This window comes from Bradyrhizobium sp. IC4060, from assembly GCF_020193715.1.
Taxonomy (GTDB): Bacteria; Pseudomonadota; Alphaproteobacteria; order Rhizobiales; family Xanthobacteraceae; genus Bradyrhizobium; species Bradyrhizobium yuanmingense.
In genome coordinates this window covers 1-491 of the sequence record NZ_JADYVJ010000070.1, presented here as the reverse complement: position 1 = coordinate 491, position 491 = coordinate 1, and the positions used below count along the sequence as shown (strand labels likewise).

Below are 491 nucleotides of genomic sequence, written 5' to 3'. Positions count from 1 at the left end.
ATGCTGAGGCCTGGCCTTTGCGTAGTGCACGCATCACCTCAATACCTTTGATGGTGGCGTAAGCCGTCTTCATGGATTTAAATCCCAGCGTGGCGTTGATTATCCGTTTCAGTTTGCCATGATCGCATTCAATCACGTTGTTCCGGTACTTAATCTGTCGGTGTTCAACGTCAGACGGGCACCGGCCTTCGCGTTTGAGCAGAGCAAGCGCGCGACCATAGGCGGGCGCTTTATCCGTGTTGATGAATCGTGGGATCTGCCACTTCTTCACGTTGTTGAGGATTTTACCCAGAAACCGGTATGCAGCTTTGCTGTTACGACGGGAGGAGAGATAAAAATCGACAGTGCGGCCCCGGCTGTCGACGGCCCGGTACAGATACGCCCAGCGGCCATTGACCTTCACGTAGGTTTCATCCATGTGCCACGGGCAAAGATCGGAAGGGTTACGCCAGTACCAGCGCAGCCGTTTTTCCATTTCAGGCGCATAACGC

1 protein-coding gene is annotated in these 491 nt (G+C 54.0%); it reads right to left on the bottom strand.

The window, feature by feature from the left end:
• The coding region (locus I6F16_RS37515) for an IS6-like element IS26 family transposase (protein ID WP_225174778.1) at positions 1-491 on the bottom strand (491 nt) is incomplete at both ends.